Origin of the sequence: Pantoea sp. B566 (assembly GCF_024793925.1) — a bacterium.
Lineage (GTDB): Bacteria > Pseudomonadota > Gammaproteobacteria > Enterobacterales > Enterobacteriaceae > Pantoea > Pantoea ananatis.
The window spans coordinates 864,357-883,337 of record NZ_JANUQL010000003.1; the positions used below are offsets into that span (position 1 = coordinate 864,357).

The following is an 18,981-nucleotide window of genomic DNA, read 5'->3' on the forward strand; positions in this document are numbered from 1 at the left end:
ATTAAGGTAAAGAGCCTAATTAATTTCATTAGAATACATATTTGAACACAAAACTAATTTTTTGTCATAGACAAAAAGCACCCTCACCTTAACAAAAAAACATAAGAATTAAAAGCTTATGTTTTATTTTAAGAACACTAATAAGATTCATATACTTTAAATATCATTAATTCGATCATTGTCAGATATCACAACAATAGAAAACGCCACGACCGCTCTTCAAATATAAAGCAATATCATCGAAAACCCCAGCTAATAAAATTAATTTTCTAAACGATAACTAACTCTTCTGAATATGATTTAGCATAATATTTTTTGATTTTCTCACACAGAAAGTCGACTTCATTTATATTTACCTTATCGCCAGAGTCCCATTTTTTTAAGCTTTTCTTACTCAACATTGAGTCTCTAGCAGATATAACACATATCATGGCTCTGTCTTCAACTTGTAAATACAATCGTTCGCCTCTATAGATAATTTTCATTCGGATGAGTCCAAGTTCATCATCTTGGTATGAATAAGCGGAATCATCATTCTTCAATTCCTTTATATATGCCATTTCCTCTTTGTTCATTTATGCCGTCCCTCTACACTTACGGATGTGACCAAATTTAGATGGCGTACCATTTTTCTTAAGGCGGACCACCTCAGTAATTTTATTATTAGCAATCAAAGCTGGTTTTTCTATTCGCCACCAAGTTCGAATGCTACCAAAATCATTCATTTTTTTTGCTCCAGTACCGAATACATGGACCTTGCCCGATGCATTTTCTGCAAACTTGACAGATGCAGCGTCCCAGATCTCCGCCGCTTGTTTACCTGTCATCCCGCTTCCTTTCCCAAAGAGGTTAAGTCCATCTAAGTATTTTCCTCCTGAGGTTTGCTCGAGGGTCGTTTTACCATTTGAAATAGCCCATTGTTGGGCTGTTCTCATATTTGGACCAGACCAAAATACCGCGCCATCTTTTGTAGTCGAGAAATCAAGATCTCCTCGAGCGATTTTACCCATTAGTATGTCATAACTACTCAACCCCAACGGATCCACCCAGCCCAGCGCATTCGGGGCATACTGGTAAAGGTTTATCCCGCCAGCCAGACCTATCGGGTCATGCTGCGTAAACCGGCCGCTGTCCGGATCATAATAACGGAACAAATTATAGTGCAGCCCGGTTTCACGATCCAGGTACTGGCCCTGCATACGCAGATTCTGCTCCACCACCGGAATTCGCTGGTTAGACTCGCGCAGCAGTTTGCCCCATGGGCTGTTCACACCTTCCCAGGTTTTCTGCCCTTCAACGTCGGTCAGCAGTTCCGGCGTGCCGTTAGCGGCGCAGTGGAACCAGAATATCTCCGGGCTTTCCACGCCATCTATACGGGCCAGCGGTTCATAACTCTGGCTGTCGCTGTAGACATAGGTAAGCGGAGTATCGTCGTGGATTTCCTGCAGCAGACGATAGCCTTCCCAGACAAAGCGCGTTGTGACGGCCTTGCCAGACGGCCTGCCCTGTAACAGTTGCTGGCGGGTTTTACTGATGCGTCGCCCCAGCGGATCATAGCGGAAGCTCACCTTAGTGCGTGGCTTATTGCGGTCCCGCGGTTCGCTGATGACGTCCGTCAGGCGGTGCTCACCATCGTAACGGTAGCGCCAGCGGGTCTGGCCGTCATCCTTTTCGGTGGTGCGGCCATGAATGTCGTACTGCCAGCGGATACCGTTCAGTTCAGTGACGCGGTTATGCATGATGTGGGAAGCGGCATGGCGATCCAGCGGGTTGCCTGCGCCATCCCAGCGCCACTGCTCATTACCCGGCTGCGCGCCTTCCTGAGACAGCAGCCGACCGGCGTTATCGTAGTGCCATAATGTCTGGCTGAACGGATTATCGTCGCGCTCTTCACGGATTAGATTGTTGCCGTAATCGAAGTCGCGTCGGCGGGACCAGACGCGCGGCGCAGGACGCTGTGCTTCACCTTTGAAAACGTCACGGCGGCGCAGCCTGCCCAACCGGTCATACTCACTGCGCGTGGTCAGGCCGCCCTGCGTGCGGCTGAGTTCCCGATGCAATGTGTCACGGGTAAACTCAGTGACCGGCAGGTTGTCCAGCGCGATGCTCAGTAAATGGCCGCTGCCGTAGTAAAGCTGCTTCAGGTTGCGATCATCCGGCAGGGTTAAGGCCGTGCAGTTACCCAGCGCGTCGTAATCCCAGGCCAGCGCGCCCTGTTCACCCTGCTCACCTACGATGCGGCCCAGCGCATCATAGGTAAACGCAATCTCCTGCTCGGCCTGCTGGCTCCACTCGGTGTCAGACAGCGGCAGATGCTGCGACACTTTACTTAACTGCCCACCACCGCTGTAGTGATAGCGCGTCTGGCCTTCCGGCGTGGTCCGTGCCAGCAGTTGCCCCGCCCGGCTCCAGTGATAGCGATGGGTAATGGACTGAGGATGTCCGGCGGCAAAGGTGCGTGATACCGTGCGGCCCGCCGCATCATAGTCATATCGTGTAGCAACACCATCCAGCCCAACCTGGGCCAGCAACAGGGAATCTGCGCCCCACTCGAACTGATACTGCTCGCCGTTCTCGTTTTGCAGCGCCGTCAACCGACCACGGCTGTCCCAGCTGCGCTGAACCGTCTCGCCCTGGGCATTACGGTTGGCGATTAAGCGCCCGACGTTGTCGTAGCGGAATTCACTACGTTTACCATCCGCTGACTCGTGGGCCAGTGGCAGGCCGTTGTCGCTCCAGCGCAATCGCTCTTCCCAGCCCTCTGCCCGCTCCAGCAGAACAGGACGGCCCGCAGCATCATAGTGATACCGGGTTTCTTCACCATCCGGCGCGGTCACACAACTGAGCCAGCCAAGGGGATGATAGCGGTAGCGCGTCGTCAGCCCTGAACAGTCTGTTTCGCGGATAACCTGGCCGGCATCATTGAATTCACGACGATAGTTGTTGCCTGCCGCGTCAATCTCTTCGACAACCAGCCCAAACTCATCCCGCTTATAGAAGGTACTCTGCCCGAGCGCATCAACCACGCGCTCAAGGCCATGATGGGGATCGTAATAGTATTTCGTGGTGGCACCGTCAGCCCCGGCAACGACCGTGGGCAGAGAACGGTGTGACAGCCATTGCACCGCCTTTACACCGCCGTCCGCATCTTTCTCTTCTACACGGTTGCCGAGATCGTCATAGGTGAAGCTCACCGCATTACCCAGCGGATCGATACGGCGCGTCAGGAGTTCGTTTTCATCCCACTCATAGCGCCAGGTCTCGCCCCGCTCATCAATAAAGCAGGTGATAAGCCCTGCAGCATTCCAGTGATGTTCGCGCTGCTGACCGTCATAGGTCGATACGCGCGTGATGCCAGCATCAAGATCATAATGCATATGGCAGCCGTCACCGGTATTGGTGCGGTTTTCAACGACGCGCCAGTGATCCAGCTTCTGCCAGCGATATTCGCTTTCCAGCCCGCCCGGCAGTTGATGCCAGATCATTAACCCGTCATCGTTGTAACGGAAGCGCCGCGAGACAACACCTGCGGCATCGGTGACGCTGGCAAGCTGGCCCTGTTCATTGTAAGTCCAGAGCGTTAATGGCCAGTGCTGCTCACCATCAAAGTGACTGGCCGAGGTCGGGCGCTGTGCATGCTGTTTGTCGTCGTAATGCAGGGTAACGTCAATGGCCAGCGGCGCGTCATGAATGCGCACCAGGCGAGCCTGTTCGTCCCAGCCCATCTCCAGCGCATTGCCGTATTCGTCGCTCAGTGAAGCCAGCCGCAGCACTTGCGGATCTGCGGCCGTACGTCTGTACAGACGCCATACCGCACCGTCGTCGTCGGCAATGGCGATATCACCCAGTTCGTTGCGCCTTACCATCAGCCCTTCGCTGATGCTGTAGAGCACCTCTTTTTCACCGGGAACCGCAAAGCTCAACTCGCGCCCGTTGTCATCAAACCAGGTCGCCTGATTGCCATCCAGCGTTATATAGCTGTCAAACACCGTCGCCCAGCCCAGACCAAATAATCCGCTGCGCTGGGTCAGGCTGTTATAGCTACGCTGGAAACTGAGCGGGAAGCGGCCAGGAAGGGAGAAATCGCGCTCGGCATCATCATTAAGCACTTTGACGCCCGTGGAGGCATGAACCGGAAACAGCGATGAGAAGGCGGCGTTGATCGCCATATCCGCCATCATCCCACCGACCGCGCCAGCAAGTGCGCAGGGCATGTTTTTCAGAATCTGGCTGGGCCGACCACGAATCAGGGAAAGGCCGATCATCATCACGGCCAGACCTGGCACCTTGCCACTTTTAATCTCTCTTACTGTGACGGTTTCACCACCAATGATGACATTGGGGGAAACATCGTCACTCACGGTGGCATCACAGGTGGTTTTATCCTTTGCGCGCACCGCAGGCTGGCCATTGATAAAGACGCTTTTCGATCCCTGCGCCAGATATTGCGGTGCGCTGTGCTTTTCACAGGCCACTTTGTCCTGTTCCAGCGGAGAGGTGCCAGCGTCGGCGGAGGCTACCGTGGGTTGCCACATTGCACTGCCAAACTGACCCACCGCAGAGAGCAGCATGCCGCCATAGTCTGCGAAACTCTTGGGCGATTGCGGTTCCGGTGGCGGCGTATCTCCGGGCGTAAGCATCCCGGCCGCGCGTGCAGCTAAAAGACCATTCACGTGAACATTCTCTGATCCGCTGGCGATCACACCGGCTGGAGAAGGCGGGAATATCATGTCTCCCAGCCCATCGGCCGCTTTAGTGATGTCATCCGAAATGCCCGCAGCATTCGCTAATACACCGCCAATAATGCCGCTGAGCAGACAGCTGGAACCAATGGCTGCGACGCCTGCCGCAGCCATTCCTGCCCCCAGCAATGGTGCTGCTGCTGCTGCTGCCGCACCGACCGCCGCACCGATCACCGCGTAGGCTGCGCCCTCAGCGACAATACTGGTGATATCAGCGAAAATGCTGGAATGAATGATCTCATCGCCCACGCGGGCCGCACGGTTATCCATAGCTTATGCTTTCCGTGGATTGTTCAGACTCAGGCTTTGTTTGAAGGCATTCCAACGCTGGCCGTCTTCTTCATTGAAAGCGCGCATCGCGGAGAGGGTAAAAATCATTAAGATGTTGCTATCCGGAACCCGGGTCGCCAACTGTCGCTGCCACACGGCTTGTCCGTTACGATCGAAGGCGGTTTCAACTTCTAGCGCACGCAAAGCGTTATCCGCGCCAGCCGTAACCCGAACAAATTCCGTCTGCTGAATATGGCCCATCTGGCTGCGCAACGTGTCCCACTGGCGCTGAAACTCTTTTTCCGCATCGCTGTCTTCAGGAATCACACCACGGCTCACCACTAATGCCAGTCCGCTGGCGTCATCCCGCAAAATATTCATGGTTGTGTCCTGCCAGGCAGCAGGAAACAGCGCAAAAGCGCCTTCATTAAACTGATAATTCATAGGATGTCCGTTTTATTGATTGTTTGTGGCGGGTGGAACCAGGCTACGATAATCGCCATCCGCGTTATCGGCATTTGTGAGTATCTGTGTGTTATCACGGGCAACTTTGATATCAAAAAGCCGGGGAGAAATATCCGGGTCCCCGCCGCAACTGACGTCATGGTTGTCTTCACGAACCGTGATGATGTAGAACGCCTTCTCACTGGTGTCATCCAGGTCGTATCTCAGACATTGATCATCAAGCGCGGTGAGGTGATAAGTATGAATCGCGTTCGTCGCTAAGGCGATAGCCTGATCAGCGCTGACTTCATGTTGCTCTGCACTCATGGTGGTATTCAACATAATGTGGCTGACTTTTTGCTGGTCAATTTCGAACATCAACTGCTTCTCACCCATCTTATAGATAAGCCACTGCTGATTATCACTGTTATCTTCTTTTCCGGGTCCATAGGCTTTCTGAACCTGTTCCACGCTATCGCCGACGATTATGTTACGAGCCGTCGGCACGCTGGCACCGTCCAATAGGATCTCTGCCAGAATTGCATGGCTGGCGTTTCTTACCGCCGTCGCGCTGAATAACTGAAAGCCTTCATAGGTATGTTGGTAATAGTTGTACCGCTGCTCATTGATGACGACTTCTCCGGCCACAACGGAACTCAGGGCTTTGCCTGCGCGTATGAAGCTTTGGTTGTTCCATGCGTCGCCGGGGGTGAAAGCGTAGTCGTTTAGCAGGACCGAGAAATCGTTATTGCTAAGTGGAGGCGCTGATACTGTCGGCACCGTATTTGCCTCGCTTAAAACGGATGTTAGCAAAAACGCCAGTGCCAAAAAAAACCTGATTAACGTCATATATCTTCTAATGAGAGAGGGGCATTCGAGCAAGATAATCGAACAGGGAAAAAATTGCTGCTGAGTGTTGTGCCTGACGGTTATTACTGAGAACGAGTCTCTTTAGTCTTCAGTGGTAATAATGACTCTACTCAGGCAGTCCGGATTTTTAGCCGTGAACGAAAAGGTGATAACCTGCCCGTTGGCATCAGGGGATGATGTGTAGCTGGTGAGCTCATTTTCAGACTGTCCGCGTGGATAATCCGTTAACCGGATAGCCTGATAATGTTTTTTTATGTCATTAAGTGTAATGCATTTCCCTTGTGGCGAAAAACTCAGAAAGGGAGCCATTCCGTCAGGGGTTTTACTCAAGCGCAACTCGATATCGCTAATCAAAGAAGCATCGTTAAGCCTGACCCGGTCAGCGCTGTAAAAATTGATATATTCATTCTGACTTTTTAATGTGAACGCCATTGGGGCATTGTGAATAGCTTGCACAGACAAACTTTTCACACTGGAACTCATCTGAGTGACAAAACTCCATATATCATTTGCTTGCATCTTTGCTTCCACTAATCCGCTTATAAAAAAACCTGCCACTAATATGACTGATAGTTTACTTTGACGGGTAATTTTTATCATACCAACCTCCATAATAATCTTCGTAAAACTCCTTAGTGGTGGAGGTCTGTTCACCCTTTCCAAAGATGCGCCCAATTTTCATTCTTGCGTCACTCTCAGTTATGTCACCTTTTTGCAAGGAGTCGAAGATACTGTTGTAATCCTTCTGATTCGCAGCATTACCGGCTATACCGATGTCTCCCCCCTGATTAGCAATGATTTCACGCTGTACACGAATATTATTTAGTGTGGCAGCGCCTTCATCACTGAGTGTACTGTTCAGATAACTATTCTTAGAACTCAGATCAATATTGGGTTTATAAAGTGCATGCCCACTCTCATGTGACAGCGACTGGACGACTTTAGCGGCGTTATTCATCTGGCTTTTATCGACGGTTATGATGCGGCCCTGACGATCCGCTGAAGTCCCCTTGCCCGCCTCACCTTCTTTAAACACCCATCCGCGCTTTTTCAGTGTAGTGATATCCTGTTTCATGGTAGGTGATTTCTCAACCAAATTATCGACATCTTTGCCATAACCGCTAAAAGAGGATGTTTTAACACGCGTGGGATTAGCCACATTATTTGAAGCGTCGGCAGGTGCGCTTGCCAGCGCACCTGCCGTATCAGGCTTTCCCGGCGTAAATTTCTCCTGTACGGCCGCATCAATATCGCCTTTGTGGCCTGCACCCGGCGCACTTGTGCCAGGTTTAGCACCCGACGTATTCAGATTCAGTTTGCCACCCGTCGTAATATGTCCATCGTTCTCAACAAAGAAGTTAAAATCTTTTCCGATAAGATTTATTGTTCCGTTGGCATTGAGCTCGATAGCACTTTCACCAGAAACAAGCCTCAACTGTGTTCCCGACGCCAGAACATACTGTTCAACTACGGCATCAACTTTACCCTGGCCAGTCAGGATTTCGGTTCCGCCTTTTACAGCCTGACTCTGATTCGCTTCAACCCTATGCAGCTCATTTTTAGCAACATAGTGGCTTCGTTCTCCACCAACGCTGTGCGTTTCGTCATTTTTGACGTTGGTATCCATGTTCTTCTGCGCCTGGATCCACAAATGCTCCTCGCCCGCCTTATCCTCAAAGCGTAATGCGTTCGCGGTATCCGCAGTGCCGTCTTTCGAGCGACTCAGAAAGCCCATTTGTGTGGCGGCAGCCGGTAGTGCCCATGGCGGCATACTGGCTTCGTTATAAACGCGGCCAATGATCAACGGACGATCTGGATCGCCATTGATGAAGTCCACGACAACCTCATCGTTGACGCGCGGGATCTGCACCCCGCCGAAGCCCTGACCCGCCCAGGCACTCGATACGCGCACCCAGCACGAACTCGTGTCGTCACCCTTCGCCAGACGGTCCCAGTGGAACTTCACCTTCACCCGGCCGTATTTGTCCGTCCAGATGCTCTCGCCTTTCGGCCCCACCACCTTCGCCGTCTGCGGGCCGTGCGTCTTCGGCCACGGCGTCTCCGGCTTCGCACGGTACGTCACCGCCGCCGGCAGCACCGTGAAGTCGATGTTGTGCCGCGTGGCGCCCACGTCGCCGCTCGCGTAGCTGTTCTCTTCAAAGTCGTAGTGCGCCGACGTCACCAGGTATTTGCCGTTGTCGCTGAAGTGCGGCGCGTTCAGCAGCGCGAAAGTGTAGCCCGGCGCGATGCCCGTCGCCGTGCCGCTCCCACTCACCATGTGGTGCTCCACCTGCCACACCTCCTGGCGGATACGCGCGTAGTATTCGCCGTGACCGTGCTCCACGAAGCGACCCGGCCAGTCGTACACGTCCACCGAGCCCGGGGTCGGCGACACCGGGTTCTGCCGCGCCTGCAGCATCCACGCGTTCGGCTTGCGGAAGTCGTAGTCGTCCGTGCTGTACATCCCCGGCGTCACGCTTTCCGACAGCGCCCACTGGCTCACGCCCTCTTCCGTCACGCTGCCGCCCGACGGCGTCACGTGGTAGGCTATCGTTTCGTAGCCCGGGAACGCCTGATGCTGGTCCGGCGCGTCGCACAGCACCAGCGTGTGCTTGTCCGCCTCGTGACGGAAGAAGTAGTACATCCCCTCCAGCTCCATCAGCCGGCTGATAAAGTCGAAGCTGCTCTCCTGATACTGCACGCAGTATTCCCACACCCGGTAGCTTCCCGCCAGGCGCGTTTCCACGTTCACTCCGTACTCCTTCAGCAGCGTCTGCACAATCTGCGGCACCGTCTGGCTCTGGAAGATGCGCAGGTTGCGGTCGCGCTTCATCGGCCACAGATCCGACTCCACCGTCAGCCCGTAAACGGCGTAGCGCACGCCGCCCAGCTCCTCGCTGCGCACGCCTATCTGAGTAATTTTGCCGTTGATGTAGCGCGGATTCACCGCGCTCAGCAGACCATCCGTCGGCAGCGTGAAAGTGACCGGCTTGCCCAGCAACGACTTACGATCAATGCGCGCGTCGGTGGAGAGCAGCTCCGCTTGCAGCACGAACGACTGGGACAGCGCTTCGCTGCCGCTCAGACGTCGGAACAGCAGTCCTTGTGCGGGAAGTTGTACAGTAATACGTGAGAACATAGACATACCTGTTAAATATGGGGATCAAGTAACCAGACGCCTTGCTGATTAATGGTTAACGTTTGTTCACGTTCGCCACCCTGACCTGTTACAGAAAACGTGTAGTTGCCGGGTGCCAGCTGCAGCGCCGCAAAGCCATTGGCTGCCGGAACCACTGCCTGAGGCTTGCCATTCACCTGAACACGCTCGCCGGGCTGGAGCTTAATATAAACCTGCGCCACAGGTTCAGGCGGTGGTGCCACCGGCTCCTGAGGTTTTTCCGGCTCGGCCTGGGCGGTCTGGGTTTGCACAGGCGTTGCAGCAGGTTGTTCAGCCGGTGCCTGAGTGGCTGGGGCCGTTTCGGTCTGTGCGACATTGGCAGGTGCATCACCTTCTTTGTCGCCGCCCGCCATCAGGACACCGACGCAAACCCCCACCAGCACACCTGCAGCGACCAGACCCGGCAGAGCAAAGCGGTTACGCATCAGCTTTTTCAGCGGTGTTGCCGGAGTGGCAGCCGCCTCATCCTCTTCCTGAACCGGTACCAGCATGGTACCCGGCCCACTGTGCTTCACTTCAGGCAGCGGTTCGGGTGCTTTCTCAGGCAGTACCATCGAGGCGGCAAACGCATCAATGCTCTGTGGACGATCTTCCGGCTTAAGAGACAAGGCGCTATCGACCGCTGCCAGTAGCGTTGCGCTGTAACCCGCAGGTGCGCGTTGCACGAGCGGTTGATAATTATCTTCAATACTGCGCACCACGCTGACCGGTGGCGGTGCGCCAGTAATTAACGTGTGCAGCACGGCACCCAGCGCGTAAATGTCCGTCCACGCGCCCTGTTCGCTTTCATCGTTATCGCTGTACTGTTCAATCGGCGCATAGCCCGGACGCAGCATGGTTTCACTTTCATCAGAAAGGTTACCGATGGTTTTGCGCGCGGAGCCGAAATCCAGTAATACCGGATCGCCATTGCTCTGGATTTGAATATTATCCAGCGAGATGTCGCGGTGCAGATAGCCCGCATCATGAATGGTCTTGATGGCACCCAGCAGCGGTGGCAGCAGGCGACGGATCCAGTTCTCATCAATCAGATGGGGATGGCGTTCACGCATGTTAGACAGCGTGGTACCGCTGTAAAACACCGTGCCCATATAGGCCGTATCGTTTTGCACCCAAAAGCGCAGAACGTGAAGCAGGTTCGGATGATTAAAACGTGCCAGCAGACGGGCTTCCTGAATAAAGCTGTTCAGGCCCGCATGGAAAGTTTTACTGAATCGCTCACTCCGCAATACCAGGTTCAGGTCGTCGCTGCGCACGGCCAGCGACGCGGGCATAAACTCTTTAATCGCGATATCGCGCTCCAGTTGGTGATCCCAGGCACGATAGACAATGCCGAAACCGCCACCGCCGATGACATCTTTGATTTCAAACTCATTAAACCGGTAACCAATCGGGAGGGCATTGGGTACATTCTGGTGATTATCATTTTCCGACATATTCGAAAGCTCTCTGATAACAAACGGCTTTAGACAGCAAACTGGCAAACAAACTCGCCCTGATCACAGCTGACCTGCACGCGACGATAACGTTCATCACGAGCATGGGCGCTGAGCAGTATCTGGCTCATCTGCGGCAACAGGGTATTTGTCAGGATGGCATCGACCATGCGACCTCCAGACTCCACTTCCGTACAACGCTGCACGATCTGGCTGACGACCGAATCGTCAATAATGGCTTCAATACCGTGGTTCTCTTCCAGGCGGCGAACAATGCGCCCCAGTTGCAGCTTAACAATCTCTGCCAGCATCTCGTCACTGAGGGGATAGTAAGGCACCACCAGCAGACGGCCCAGCAGTGCAGGCGGGAACACCTCCAGTAAGGGTTTACGTAAAGCGGTGCTGAGCGCGTCAGGATCCGGCATGAGTTCCGGATCGGCACAGAGCGCACTGATCAGTTGCGTACCGACGTTAGAGGTGAGGATGATAATGGTATTGCGGAAATCAATGTGGCGCCCTTCTCCATCTTCCATCCAGCCTTTGTCGAACACCTGGAAAAACAGCTCATGCACATCAGGATGCGCTTTCTCAATCTCATCCAGCAGCACGACGCTGTAAGGACGACGACGCACGGCCTCCGTCAGCACACCGCCTTCACCGTAACCTACATAGCCTGGAGGCGCACCTTTCAGCGTTGAAACAGTGTGCGCTTCCTGGAACTCGCTCATGTTGATGGTGATGATGTTTTGCTCTCCACCATAAAGCGATTCGGCCAGCGCCAGCGCGGTTTCGGTTTTCCCGACGCCTGACGGGCCACAGAGCATAAACACACCGACCGGTTTATTGGGATTGTCCAGTCGGGCGCGTGAGGTGCGAACGCGTTTGGCAATCAGATCCAGCCCGTGACGCTGCCCAATTACGCGCTGATTCAGCGTGTCCGCGAGGTTAAGCACGGCGTCAATTTCGTTTTTCACCATCCGGCCCAGCGGAATGCCGGTCCAGTCGGATACCACTGCGGCAACGACGCTGGCATCAACGGCAGCAAACAGTAACGGGGCTTCACCCTGGACCGCATGCAACTTCTGTCGGGTTTCATCGAGCTGCTCGCGCAGGGAAGTTTCGCCTTCGGTCACGCAACGCGCGCGCAGGGCAATCAGCTGTTCGACCAGCTCACGCTCCTGCTGCCAGCGGGCGTCCAGCGCATCGCGCTCTGCTTCCAGGGCAGCGCGCTGGGCGGCAATAGTGGCCTGGCGGGTTTCATCACCCAGCCCCACTTTGACTTCACGTTCGGCGATCTCCGCTTCGATTTCCAGCGCGGCCAGACGGTGCAGGCAGTCTTCCAGCGCGGCAGGCTGTGCGCCCTGGCTGACGGCAACGCGTGCACAGGCGGTATCCAGTAAGGCTACGGCTTTATCCGGCAGTTGGCGGGCAGGAATGTAACGGTGAGAGAGCTTAACGGCGGCGCTGACGGCTTCATCCAGTAACAGCACCTGATGGTGTTTTTCCAGCGCGCTCACGGTGCTGCGCAGCATCAGGATCGCTTTTGCTTCATCCGGCTCCTGCACCTGAACGGTCTGGAAGCGGCGGGTCAATGCAGGATCTTTTTCGATGTATTTCTTGTATTCCGCCCAGGTCGTTGCGCCAATCGTGCGCAACTGTCCGCGCGCCAGGGCCGGCTTTAACAGGTTGGCGGCATCGCCTGTGCCCTGCTGACCGCCTGCACCGACCAGGGTATGAATTTCATCAATGAATAACACAATCGGCGTAGGGCTGGATTGCACTTCGTTAATCAGGGCCTGTAAACGCGCTTCGAATTCGCCTTTCATGCCGGCGCCTGCCTGCAACATGCCAATATCCAGCAGCCACAGTTGCACGTCACGAAGCGGTGCCGGTACATCACCGGCGGCAATGCGCAGCGCCAGCCCTTCTACCACCGCCGTTTTACCCACGCCAGCTTCACCGGTGAGTAATGGATTGTTCTGGCGACGGCGCATCAGGATATCCACCATCTGGCGGATCTCTTCGTCACGGCCCGCAACCGGGTCGATTTTGCCGTCGCGCGCTCGCGCGGTCAGATCCTGCGCATACTGCGCTAACGTGCTGTCGCCCGCCGCCGGAGGGGCGGCAGCATCGCCTGCGGGCTGAACCAGCGCCTGCTGAACTTCTTTACTGTTCGCCAGTAAGGTATCGAACTGCTCCAGTAAAGCATCGGCGTTCACGCGTGAAAACTGGGGGGAAATGCCTTTCAGGACGCTGGCGAGCGTAAAGGTCTTCAGCATACCTATCAGCAGGTGACCACCGCGAATGCGGGTCGCACCGTATTTGAGTGATGCATAAACCCAGGCGCGCTCAACGGCGCTGTCGATGTGTTCTGCGAGATCGGACACCGCACCCGCACCGCGCGGCAGGCGGTCCAGTGCAGCGACGATATCCCGCGTCAGCGCGTTTTCATCCAGTGAAAAATGCTTAATCACCTGCTGAAGATCGCCATCCTGCTGCTGCATGAGCTGATGCAACCAGTGCACCAGTTCAACATAGGGGTTGCCACGCAGTTTACAAAAGGCGGTCGCACTCTCAAGCGAGGTAAATAACAGCGTATCCAGTTTGCCGAATAGCACGGCACGGCTGATCTCTGACATATCGGTTCTCTTTATTGAAAGAAGCGGGCTAACTATCGGGGAAAGCGGTTGGGCTATGACGGCGTAGCTTCAACCTCAAAGGCAAAATCTTCACGATCGACAGGCTGCGGTTGCTGTCCAAGCCAACTGGTGTAGCCCAGCCGCGCCTGACCGCCAAGGGTTACGCCCTTAACGGCATCGGCTGCCAGAATCAGGCTGAGATCCCACTGCATCTCAATACCCAGATAGTGGCGCACCCAGTCACGCACTTCGCAAGCGCCCTGCGCGTTGGGTAAAAAACGTTCGTACTGCTCGGCGCTCAGTGGACCGATGCGCAGACGAAAACGATGCTGTACATCACGAACGGCCACACCGAGAAAGGCCGATTCACCCAGGCGCGGCATATGGCGACCGGCCGACAGACGGGCCTGATCGCGGCTGTCCAGGGATAACCACTGCGGCACGTTCTGTTGCAGCTTAACCGGAACGGCAAAGTAGTGACGCAAAATGCGTACCAGCCCTTCGGCATCGTGACCGTGGCGGCTGAGATGCCCTGACAGCATGAGGCGCGCATGCAGACTCAGCGAACTGGCTTTCTGCTGGGCCGGTAACCCAATACCGGCCACGCAGGCCAGATAATCCTGAAACCGCCGATCGTCGCGGCGATCCAGGGAGCTGGTTGGCTGTGAATTAGCCCAGGCACGGTAGAACAGCAGCGTGGCACGATGATGAAACAGATCGGCGAAAGCGCTCAGGCTGTGATCCTGATGGTGATCGATACGTCCGCGTACATATTCCGTCAGGTGCGTAGGGAGAGGGCCGTTGGGACCAAACAGCCCAAAGCTGTAAATGGAGACGTCGTAGCGTTCGTCCTGCTCACGCGCTTTAACCTGTGACACGGTCGACGGTGCAAAGGCTAGGGATGGCTTTTGCCCAAGACGCACGGCCTCAAATTTGGGCAGTGGCGCTTTACCTAAGGCATAACGCTGCCCACTCTGGGCGTCCAGCTTGCGTAGCAGCTGAAACAGATCATAGCGCCAGGGCGCGGCCATCACGGCCTGCCAGAAACCGTCAGGCAGACGCACCGCCCGCTGTAGGGGAATAACGTGCGCCGTCTCACTCATAGCAGCGCCTTTTTGCCCATGCGCGGCGGCCAGTAGCCCACTTCGCCGCGCTGCTGGCTGCTCAGGGTGAATTCGGTAAAGCTGTTAAGCGCCACAAGGCGAGAAAAGACCCGCTCCAGCACGCTGCCGAACAGCCAGGGGCTGGCACCTGAAAACGCCTGCTCATCCACCTCAAGCGCAATGCTGACCCCGCGCGCAAACACCACGGGTCCCGGCTCGGGCACCCGGCGGTGAACGGCTTTGAGGTTGCAGTGACGAATTCCGTCAATCTGACGCGTTAGCGGCGTTTCGGCCAGGCTGGCATACAGGCTCAGCATCTGGCGCAGTGCCGCAGCCCCTTCGCCATCGCTGCTGTCCATCAGGCTCAGATAGTTCATCTGCAGATGACTGATGAGTCGCCATGCTGAAAGCCCTTCAGCCAGCGCCGGACGCGGTGGGGTCGGGCCTTTGCACAATTTAAGTTGCCCGACAGGGATGGAATCCGGCATCACAAAGTTGGCCTGCTCTTGCTGTAGCAGCATCAAAGGCAGGTCACGGCTGGTGCACATCACTTCCGCAGACAAATAGCGGATATCGCTGTTCCACGGTGTATGATTTTGATCCACCAGGGAGAGAAACACTTCAGAACCGATATAGCCCGTTCGGGTGCCATAGCGCAACGCGTGCTCAGAGAGCGTGCGCTGTTCACGACGCAGGGAGAAATACGCGCCATAATCCCCGCCGTCATGACTGAAGGTGCTCCAGAACGGCCGGAAGATCTGCTCTTCGCGCTGCCCTTCGACAGAGGCAAACAAGCGCTTCACCGAATGGATCTCATAGTCCAGCGGACGAATGTTATCGACCACCAGGTGATACTCGTGCTGACTGTCACTGACCTTAAGCCGCTCGGCGGTTTTCGGGAACAGGTTAATGACCGGCGTGCAGTGCAGGGCCAGATGGGCGCTGTCGACAACGCTTTCCAGCGCCGCATCGGCCTTATCCAGCAGGATGACGATGTCAAACGACAGGGCGTTATCGCAGCGCTGCAGGAAAGGCGCCAGCTGACGCAGGCTGATAAACTGGAAGCGTGCCGGGAATGCAAAATACTCCTGCAGCAGGCGGTAGCCGTCAAAATTACGCAGATCGTCGGGCAGCAGGGCCTGCTCGGTCGAAAAGCCTTCCTGTTGAAGCGCGTCATCCGGCAGAACCTGACGTTGCGGTTTTGCTTCCACGGACTGCAGGATGATTCCGACACGATGCTGCATCAGCAGCTCCATCAGTTTCAGGGCCTGGATGTCGGGTCCGCTCAGGAAAAACATCACATCATCGAGACTGAGCTGGCTTAACGATGAAATGCCTTCGCAGGTGATGCGGATACGGAGGGCGCTGGACGCCGCCGTCGAGCCGCCCGCTTTCAACTCGCCTAACGGGATATCCGCTGGCACGCCACCTAACGACACATCGCTGATACGCAGGGGCTGTAACATCACATCGTGCGCGGTGGTATAGCTGCAGGTGACGCCCGTTTTTTTCAGGTTCTGGCTTTCCATCATTGTGCCGCGCGGCACTAAGAAACCGTTGCTGATATCGCCTTTGCGGCTGTCCGGCGTGAGCTGGGCGATGGCCATCGACGGCGTAGGTGAAAGGTAGCCCGGTGCCACCATTTCCAGCATCCGCTGAGAAAAGCGTGGAAACTCGGCATCCATCTTTAACTGCACGCGTGACGTCAGAAACGCGAAACCCTCCATAAGTCTTTCGACATAAGGATCGGCGACGTCAATGCCGCGCATACCAAGCCGCCCGGCGACCTTGGGATACTGGGCAGCAAACTCCGCGCCCATCTCGCGCAGATAGGCCAGTTCACGGTTGTAGTAATCAAGCAGCTTGCTGTCCATGATTAACCTGCATCCTGTAGTTCAAAATGGCCGCTCTCTAAATCAACCTGAGTGCGGAACAGAAACTCCAGCGGGTACGGCACGCACCATAACCGGCCTTTAATCTCAATCGATAGTACGTTGTGCAGACTCAGAGAGGTCAGGTCGCTTACACAGCGAACCTGTAAGCCCTGGGGTAAAATGCGTGGCTCAAAGTGCAGAATGGCATCAGTCATTTTCCGTTGCATATCCTGCCATTCGATGTCCGAGATATTCTGTCCGGCCAGGGGGGCCACGCCAAAATTCAGCACGGAACGCTGGACCTCCGTCAGGTCGCTCAGATCGTGCTGCGCCTCGTTATTGATGGTGTTGAATAACCACTGGAGATCGCGCAGAACATTACGTCGCAGCGTACTGTGGGTAATAATCGAACTGTTGCCTGACTCGGTGGTTTTATCTGGCGCGTCGTCTGTCAGCCTGTCCAGCAGGGACGACTGCAGTTTGTCACGCGCCGTCAGCGTGTCGCGATTTTTGCGCGCACGATAGCCGCCATGCAGCTGCGAATAGCCGTCACCGGACGAATTGTCATTACGACTCATGAGGTAACTCAGTTTCGTTGAAAATAAGCTGCTGCAGCGTCAGTAAGGGATAATCTGCTTCATCGCTGAGCCACATCTTTTGCCCGTGACCGATAAACTGACCGTCATCGCTGCCTGATTCCTGCCACTCCGTTACGCTTGCCCGCAGGAAGCGTTCATCAGCCTTGTCCTGAAGCGGGTAGCGCACCGGAATCTGACAAATTTGCTCACTTCCGTCCACCAGCTGCAGGCGAGTATGGCGCCAGACCAGATCCGTGACGCTTGCCGGTGCCTGAAATTCTATTTCACTGATGGCAGCAAACGGGATCCAGTAATAGTGTCCATTGGCGATGGCTTCACAGACCGGTCCGAAGCGACTGTCACCGTCCATTATCCAGGCGAACTGGCTTTCCCCCTCCTGGGTTGTGGCCGTACCGGCGCTCGCCTCTGCGCTTTCCAGCGCCTGAGCACGCAATGCCGCACCGACGGCCTTGTCGCCCGCTATGTCCGCTTTCAGCGCGGCCAGTAAAACCTGACACCACGGCCAGGCGCTTCCCGGCAGTTGCGGCTCGGCTTCACCGCGCAAAACCGCTGCACGTTTCTGTTCGCCCTCAATAGCCTGTTGCAGCAAGGTCACGGTGGGCTGCGCCTGAGGCAGCATGGCCAGCCAGGATTTTAGCTGTGTCTGCGCCCTGCTCCAGTTACCGTCAAGGCACAGGAGTTGCACAAACGCCGCCCGTAAATCCGCATCAGCCGGATTCGCCTGGATTTGCGCAGTGATGCTGGACAGGTTTTCCGCCAGGGTGGCATTGGCCAGTCGCTGTTGTAATGAGTCCATTCAAACTCCTTATGCCTTAGTTGATGGTGCGATACACGGCTGCGGCCGGATCTTTGAGTTCCGGATGCAGTTTTTCCACCAACTGCACCTTAATGGATGCAGGGCTGCTTAACCAGGGTGACCAGATCTTACGCACTTCCTGCAGGCGCGCACGCAGCGCATTTTCGTCTGCCGCTTCACTGGCGGGCATCTCAACCACCACCTGGTTTATCGCCTGCCAGCCGTTAAACTGCTGGCTAAATGGCAACACCAGCCAGCTGTCGGGTGACTTTTCATCACTCAGCACCATGCGTTCGCTGTTAACCGTGGTAATGGTCAGTTCATCAACCTGCTGTTTATCGTTCAGGCCCGCAACCGGGAACCCCTGCAGAAAACTCACGGAAACGGATTTGGTCGCGTCTTTGCCCGTCTGGGTCAGTGTGCTGTGCCCGCTTAACCAACCATCTTTGCCGCAGGTGACGCCCTGCTTAGCCGGCACAAACAGCGCGCTGGCCTGCGAGGGCTGATGCCACCAGGTGCGGAAATGGCAACCGTCCAGCAAGCTAAACTGGAGCCACGGTGTGGTATCCGCCGCTGGCGAATTCAGCACGACAGGCGCGGCGGGCGGGCTGACGGGCGCCTGCTGCACCGGCGCCTGTTGGGCGGGCTGAACCGGTTGAACGGGCTGTGCAGCGGCAGGCGGAGTCACCACCGATTTCCATTGCTGCGCTTTCGCGGCCGTACCATTGGCCAGTGCGCCGCCCTCGGTATCGGTTAATTGCCAGTGCAGCTGCTGTAACGGCTTACATTGTGAGGCCATCAAGCCCGCAACGCGCGGCAGGAAATCACTCAGCACCGACGCATCTTTATCGCCATGCGTCACAATGCGCAGGTTTACGGTGCTCTTACACCAGCTCGACAGCTGGTTATCTTTTACATCATCAATCCAGACATCCAGTTTCTGAGTTGGCGACTGCACAATGCGATAGTTCTCTGCAAAGGCATGTGTACTCAACAGCAATGCAGTCAGGCCCACTAATCCATATTTCAT

At 55.5% G+C, this 18,981-nt stretch carries 13 protein-coding genes; all 13 read right to left on the bottom strand.

What is annotated here, in order from left to right:
* Positions 1-269: 269 nt before the first annotated feature.
* Entirely contained in the window at positions 270-575 is a 306-nt protein-coding gene (locus NYE92_RS05815; RefSeq protein WP_089517226.1) for a hypothetical protein, read from the bottom strand.
* The gene (locus NYE92_RS05820) at positions 576-5,012 is read right to left on the bottom strand and encodes an RHS repeat-associated core domain-containing protein (RefSeq protein ID WP_259018707.1); all 4,437 of its coding nucleotides are present in this window, start codon (positions 5,010-5,012) and stop codon (positions 576-578) included.
* A gap of 3 nt (positions 5,013-5,015) precedes the next feature.
* Positions 5,016-5,456 (bottom strand): DcrB-related protein, encoded by a 441-nt coding sequence (locus NYE92_RS05825; protein ID WP_022623326.1) that lies wholly within the window; start codon positions 5,454-5,456, stop codon positions 5,016-5,018.
* Between the two features lie 12 nt (positions 5,457-5,468).
* Positions 5,469-6,284 (bottom strand): hypothetical protein, encoded by an 816-nt coding sequence (locus NYE92_RS05830; RefSeq protein ID WP_259018708.1) that lies wholly within the window; start codon positions 6,282-6,284, stop codon positions 5,469-5,471.
* 123 nt (positions 6,285-6,407) lie between these two features.
* Positions 6,408-6,926: a hypothetical protein gene (locus NYE92_RS05835; protein WP_259018709.1), complete on the bottom strand. Its 519-nt coding sequence runs from the start codon at positions 6,924-6,926 to the stop codon at positions 6,408-6,410.
* Positions 6,901-9,465 carry a type VI secretion system Vgr family protein gene (locus NYE92_RS05840; RefSeq protein WP_259018710.1) on the bottom strand — a complete coding sequence of 855 codons (2,565 nt, stop codon included), beginning with the start codon at positions 9,463-9,465 and terminating at the stop codon, positions 6,901-6,903. Before NYE92_RS05840 ends, NYE92_RS05835 begins: the two co-directional genes overlap by 26 nt.
* Before the next feature lie 11 nt (positions 9,466-9,476).
* The gene (locus tag NYE92_RS05845; RefSeq protein WP_259018711.1) at positions 9,477-10,940 is read right to left on the bottom strand and encodes a serine/threonine protein kinase; all 1,464 of its coding nucleotides are present in this window, start codon (positions 10,938-10,940) and stop codon (positions 9,477-9,479) included.
* Between the two features lie 29 nt (positions 10,941-10,969).
* The gene (gene tssH, locus NYE92_RS05850; RefSeq protein WP_015700022.1) at positions 10,970-13,579 is read right to left on the bottom strand and encodes a type VI secretion system ATPase TssH; all 2,610 of its coding nucleotides are present in this window, start codon (positions 13,577-13,579) and stop codon (positions 10,970-10,972) included.
* 53 nt (positions 13,580-13,632) lie between these two features.
* The gene (gene tssG, locus NYE92_RS05855) at positions 13,633-14,682 is read right to left on the bottom strand and encodes a type VI secretion system baseplate subunit TssG (RefSeq protein ID WP_013026234.1); all 1,050 of its coding nucleotides are present in this window, start codon (positions 14,680-14,682) and stop codon (positions 13,633-13,635) included.
* On the bottom strand, positions 14,679-16,556 hold the full coding sequence (tssF, locus tag NYE92_RS05860; protein ID WP_013026235.1) for a type VI secretion system baseplate subunit TssF: 1,878 nt from the start codon (positions 16,554-16,556) through the stop codon (positions 14,679-14,681). The genes tssG and tssF overlap by 4 nt, the downstream gene beginning before the upstream one ends.
* Positions 16,557-16,558: 2 nt before the next feature.
* The gene (gene tssE / locus NYE92_RS05865; RefSeq protein ID WP_013026236.1) at positions 16,559-17,134 is read right to left on the bottom strand and encodes a type VI secretion system baseplate subunit TssE; all 576 of its coding nucleotides are present in this window, start codon (positions 17,132-17,134) and stop codon (positions 16,559-16,561) included.
* Positions 17,124-17,951, bottom strand: coding sequence for a type VI secretion system accessory protein TagJ (locus NYE92_RS05870; protein WP_019106469.1), 828 nt, complete (start codon positions 17,949-17,951; stop codon positions 17,124-17,126). The genes tssE and NYE92_RS05870 overlap by 11 nt, the downstream gene beginning before the upstream one ends.
* A gap of 16 nt (positions 17,952-17,967) precedes the next feature.
* Complete coding sequence (locus tag NYE92_RS05875) at positions 17,968-18,981, bottom strand: hypothetical protein (protein WP_033776385.1); 1,014 nt, start codon at positions 18,979-18,981, stop codon at positions 17,968-17,970.